Origin of the sequence: Corynebacterium sp., from assembly GCF_012837295.1 — a bacterium.
Taxonomy (GTDB): Bacteria; Actinomycetota; Actinomycetes; order Mycobacteriales; family Mycobacteriaceae; genus Corynebacterium.
Genome location: NZ_DURI01000287.1, coordinates 1 through 4,824 on the forward strand (window position 1 = coordinate 1; position 4,824 = coordinate 4,824).

5 protein-coding genes are annotated in these 4,824 nt (G+C 67.1%); all 5 read right to left on the reverse strand.

Features of this window, described 5'->3' with window-relative positions:
- Positions 1–737 (reverse strand): GTP-binding protein (locus GX015_RS09320; protein WP_291344615.1); only part of this gene is annotated, 737 nt, incomplete at its 3' end.
- A gap of 269 nt (positions 738–1,006) precedes the next feature.
- Positions 1,007–1,477, reverse strand: coding sequence for a 30S ribosomal protein S7 (gene rpsG, locus GX015_RS09325; RefSeq protein ID WP_291344608.1), 471 nt, complete (start codon positions 1,475–1,477; stop codon positions 1,007–1,009).
- 3 nt (positions 1,478–1,480) lie between these two features.
- Positions 1,481–1,852 carry a 30S ribosomal protein S12 gene (gene rpsL / locus GX015_RS09330; RefSeq protein ID WP_035121347.1) on the reverse strand — a complete coding sequence of 124 codons (372 nt, stop codon included), beginning with the start codon at positions 1,850–1,852 and terminating at the stop codon, positions 1,481–1,483.
- A 324-nt stretch (positions 1,853–2,176) separates the two neighbouring features.
- Positions 2,177–3,622, reverse strand: coding sequence for an MFS transporter (locus GX015_RS09335; protein WP_291344611.1), 1,446 nt, complete (start codon positions 3,620–3,622; stop codon positions 2,177–2,179).
- A gap of 449 nt (positions 3,623–4,071) precedes the next feature.
- The coding region (locus GX015_RS09340) for a LuxR C-terminal-related transcriptional regulator (RefSeq protein WP_291344613.1) at positions 4,072–4,824 on the reverse strand (753 nt) is incomplete at its 5' end.

Consider the following 4,824-nt stretch of genomic DNA (forward strand, 5'->3'; position numbering starts at 1 on the left):
CCGCAGTAGACCGGGTAGATCTCGGAGTTGATGACCATCTTGCGGATGGCGCCCTTGATCTCGTCGATGGTCAGCTCTTCGCCGCCGAAGTACTTCTCCATGAGCTCTTCGTCGGACTCGGCGACGGTCTCGAGCAGCTGCTCGCGGTACTCGTTGGCCTTGTCGACGAGATCCGCGGGGATCTCTTCGACGGTGGCCTCGGTGCCGATCTCGGTCTTGCCGCGCCAGGTCAGGGCCTTCATCTGCAGCAGGTCGACGACGCCATCGAAGTCATCCTCGGCGCCGATCGGAAGCTGCATCACCAGCGGCTTGGCGCCGAGGCGATCGATGATGGTGCCGACGGTGTACTCGAAGTCCGCGCCCAGCTTGTCCATCTTGTTGACGAAGCAGATGCGGGGGACGTCGTACTTCTGGGCCTGTCGCCAGACCTGCTCCGACTGGGGCTCGACGCCCTCCTTGCCGTCGAAGACGGCGACGGCGCCATCGAGCACGCGCAGGGAGCGCTCGACCTCGACGGTGAAGTCGACGTGGCCCGGGGTGTCGATGATGTTGATCTGGTTGTCGTTCCAGAAACAGGTGACCGCGGCGGACGTGATGGTGATGCCGCGCTCCTTCTCCTGCTCCATCCAGTCGGTGGTCGAGGCGCCATCGTGCGTCTCGCCGACCTTGCGGTTGATGCCCGTGTAGAACAGGATGCGCTCGGTCGTGGTGGTCTTGCCGGCATCGATGTGCGCCATGATGCCGATGTTGCGGACCTTCTTCAGATCCTTCTTGACGGGAAGTGCGCCTTCTGCCACTTGATTCCCCACTCGTTTCAAATCGTGTGGCGGGGGCTCAGGACGCTATCCACGTCTTCGCCTCGACCGCCAGCGGTCGGGTTGCTCGATCTATCTTGCCACCGATTGGGCACGGTGGCTCGCCGTATTTCCCCCCGGGAACCCGAAGGCCCCCGGGGTGCCGGCGCCGGGCGCGGGCCCCTGGGGGCCCGGTCCGGCGTTCGCGGTCACTACCAGCGGTAGTGGGCGAAGGCGCGGTTGGCCTCGGCCATCTTGTGGGTGTCCTCGCGGCGCTTGACGGACGCGCCGAGGCCGTTGGAGGCGTCGAGGATCTCGTTGGCGAGACGCTCCATCATGGTGTTCTCGCGACGCTGGCGCGAGAACATGAGCAGCCAGCGCAGGGCCAGGGTGTTGCCGCGGCCGGGGCGGACCTCGACCGGCACCTGGTAGGTCGCGCCGCCGACTCGGCGGGAGCGGACCTCGAGGGCGGGCTTGACGTTCTCGATGGCGCGCTTGAGCGTCAGCACCGGGTCGGTGCCGGTCTTCTCGCGGCAGGCCTCGAGGGCGCCGTAGACGATGCTCTCGGCCGTGGACTTCTTGCCGTCCAGCAGCACCTTGTTGATGAGCTGGGTGACCAGCGGCGAGCCGTACACCGGGTCGTTGACGACGGGACGCTTGGGGGCGGGACCCTTACGAGGCATGTTTTACTTCTCCTTCTTCGCGCCGTAGCGGGAACGGGCCTGCTTGCGATCCTTGACGCCCTGGGTGTCGAGGGAGCCGCGGACGATCTTGTAGCGGACGCCCGGGAGGTCCTTCACTCGGCCACCGCGGACGAGCACCATCGAGTGCTCCTGCAGGTTGTGGCCCTCGCCCGGGATGTAGGCGGAGACCTCGATGCCGGAGGTCAGGCGGACACGCGCGACCTTTCGGAGAGCCGAGTTCGGCTTCTTCGGGGTGGTGGTGTACACGCGGGTGCACACGCCACGGCGCTGCGGCGAGCCCTTCAGGGCGGCCGTGGACGTGGCCGACTTCTTGTCGTGGCGGCCCTTGCGGACCAGCTGCTGAATAGTGGGCATGAAGCCTCTTTCTTTTTCGTTCCGATCGCACTGCGGCGTCCGTCTAGCCGCCGCCGTGGAGGATCGGTTTTTAAACGTGCGAAACCCAGTCAGCCGCTCTCGCTGGCCTACCGGGTGATGTCGTCAACTCCCAATCACAACTTGGGACTGTTCTCCGACAGTAGTGCAACCTGCGACGATCACCAAAAAACCCAGGTGGGAAAACGGGAGAGGGGCCGTCGCAAAGCAACTTTCGCTTTGCGACGGCCCCGTGCACGACCCCGGGGGCCGGTCCGGAGACGTGGCCGGCGCCACTCGAGGGGGCGGGGGCCGTGCCGGGTCGTGTTACGGCTTGGCGAGCGCGTCGGACTCGCGGACGAGCTGGTTGTGCTCGTCGATGTCGTCCTCGTGGTTGGAGCGGATCCGGGTGACCGCGATGCACGAGGTCAGGGAGATCGCGGCGAGGAAGAGGCCGACCGCCAGGCCACCGTAGGCCTCGGCGAGGGGGGCGGCGATCAGCGGCGGGATGGCGCCGCCGAGGATGGCCGCGATGTTGTAGGCCAGGCCGGCGCCGGTGTAGCGCAGGTCGACGCGGAACATCTCGGGCAGCATCGCACCGGCCGGGCCGTAGGAGATGCCGAAGATGACCATGGTGACGGTCAGGCCGAGGGCGAAGTGCCAGATGGTGCCGAAGTCGAGGACCCAGAACAGGGCCGGGGTCCACAGGACCGCGAGGACGGTCGAGGTCAGGATCACCTTGGTGCGGCCGATGCGGTCCGAGATGGCGGCGGAAGCGGCGATCGCGGCGCCGAAGATGATCGCGGCGACCATGCCGACGGCGAGGATCTGGATGCGCTCCAGACCGAGCTTCGAGGTGCCGTAGGAGGTCAGGTACGAGGTGCCCATGTAGAACAGCGAGAACAGGGACGCCAGGGCGATGCCGCCGGTCATGGCCTCACGCCACTGGTAACGGATGGTGTCCATGAAGGGAAGGGTGCGGCGGACGCCGTTGGCCTTGTCTTCGGCGCGGCGCTCCTGCTCCTTCTTGAAGGAGGGCGTCTCCTGGATGGCCAGGCGGACGTACAGGCCGACGAAGACCATCACGATGGAGAGCAGGAACGGAATGCGCCAGGCCCACTCGAGGAAGGCGTTGGAGGTTTCGCCGATGGCGAGGAAGACGACCACGAAGGTGCCCGAGGAGAGGAAGAAGGCGATGGCGGCGCCGAGTTGCGGGAACATCGCGTATGCGCCGCGCTTGCCCGGCGGCGCGTATTCCGCCGTGAGCAATGTCGCGCCAGCCCATTCGCCGCCCACGGCCATGCCCTGCAGGAAGCGCATGATGACCAGGAGCACCGGACCCCAGACGCCGATGCCGGATTCGAAGAATCCGAACACGCCGGTCTCGTAGCCGGGCAGCAGGCCGATGAAGAGGGTCGCGATGCCCATCATCAGCAGCGTCCACACCAGGGTGCGCTTGCGGCCGAGGATGTCGCCGAAGTGACCGAAGACCACCGAGCCCAGGGGGCGGGCGAGGAAGGCGACGCCGAAGGTGGCGAAGGACGCCACGGTCGACAGCATCGGGGTCATGTTCGGGAAGAACACGGTGGGGAACACCAGCGCGGCGGCCGTGCCGTAGATGAAGAAGTCGTAGAACTCGATCGTGGTGCCGACGAGGCTCGCGGTGGCGACCCTGCGCAGCGAGGGCCCCTTCTTGAGATCTTCGGCGGAACCCTGGCCCGCCGGGCCGGTTCCGGCCACGGACACGTTGTCCGCAGTGAGGGAGTTGGTCATTGGCGTCTCCTGCCTTGGGGAGGGCCCCTGCGGGCCATCCGATCAACAATGTGACGCAGAACATATCCAGGCGTGAAACAGGTCTCACATACCCGAAAGAGGGTGTTATGGAATTAGTCGTTAATTGCGGCTAGCGGTTTTGTTCACGATTCAGAAGGTTTCACACATCCGGCAGGGCCACCACCTGCAATGATGAGGCTTCCGACGAACGTGAAACCCGGCATCCCGCCACCCGAAAATTCCCGGAAAATTTTCCCGAAACGGGGGTTGACGCCCCCTCAAATGCCCGTTTGGCCGACCCGCCCCCCTCGTTTACACCCTCGCCGCACCCTCGTTTTCCACCCGCTGCTCACGGGTTCCTCTCAGCGTGCGCACGGATCGAGCCTGGACGCCGGGGCGGGGACGCCGGTCGGCGAGTCAGGGCACGAGGAGGCGAGTGAGCCGGCGCATCAGGGAATGAGCCCGAGCATCCGAGCCCGGCTCACGGCCGCATGACGCCCCTTGGCGTCGAGCTTCGCGCTCGCGTTGCGCAGGTACGCCTTCACCGTCTCCACGCTCAGCGAAAGCCGCGCCGCGGCCTCGGCGTTCGTGCAACCCAGTGCGACCTGGGCCAAAACATCGAGTTCACGGGCGGTCAGAGACGGCGCGTCGGGGTTCGCCCCCGCACCCGCAGGGCCGGCCACTCCCCCCGCCCCCGCGATTCCTGCGGCGCCTGCCGCGCCCGCCGGTTGCGCGGGCTCCGCGGCGACCCCCGGGAACAGCATCGTCGCCAAGCCGCCGGAAGCGGCGAGCAATTTCTCCCGGGCCTCCGGGTCGGCCGTCGTGGCGGCGATCGCCCGCAGGTCCGCGTGCAACTCGCGCAGCCGCTCGAGGTCCGAGGATCCGGGCCCCTCCCCCGCCTCCCGGATCTCGGCGGTGCTGCGCTGCGCCATCCCGATCCGCCGATCGACTTCGTCGCGGATCCTCAACTCCGTGCCCGCCTTCGACGCCAGGCGCATGGCCACGGTGCGGATCCGGTCGCCGAACTCGAATTGTTCGCGATGGGCGCCGTACAGCACCATTCGCGTCTCGCCGATCGTGGAGAGGATGGGCACGGCCATCACCGGCCCGAGGCCCTCGTTGTGCACCTGCAGGCGGTAGCTGTCGGTGATGGTGCGCGCGGCCTCGTAGTCGGCGACGACGGCGGGCCGCCGGTCGCGCAG

Bases quoted from the DNA above. Each gene is read 5' to 3' on its own strand.
- rpsG (WP_291344608.1), bottom strand. From the start codon at position 1,477: ATGCCTCGTAAGGGTCCCGCCCCCAAGCGTCCCGTCGTCAACGACCCG.
- rpsL (WP_035121347.1), bottom strand. From the start codon at position 1,852: ATGCCCACTATTCAGCAGCTGGTCCGCAAGGGCCGCCACGACAAGAAG.
- GX015_RS09335 (WP_291344611.1), bottom strand. From the start codon at position 3,622: ATGACCAACTCCCTCACTGCGGACAACGTGTCCGTGGCCGGAACCGGC.